At 30.9% G+C, this 230-nt stretch carries 1 pseudogene; it reads right to left on the minus strand.

Features of this window, described 5'->3' with window-relative positions:
• Positions 1-230, minus strand: a pseudogene (locus tag ACY2RW_RS16505) (membrane dipeptidase); the annotation flags it as partial.

Below are 230 nucleotides of genomic sequence, written 5' to 3' on the forward strand. Positions count from 1 at the left end.
ATTTTATTCCTAAACTATCTTTTTTTGCTAATTCTTTTATTTTTTCTGCCAAAGCTTTATTGTAAGCCTTATGTTTTTCTGTATTTACATAAGAGCTCAAAGCGACTGTTTGTACAACTCCACCATTTTCTTTCATCCATTGTAATTGCTAGTCATCTAAATTTCTACTATGATTACATAACGCTCTTGCAGAAGAATGTGAAGCTATAATTGGTGCTTTAGAAAGTGCT

The organism is Polaribacter sp. 2305UL8-11 (assembly GCF_058147165.1).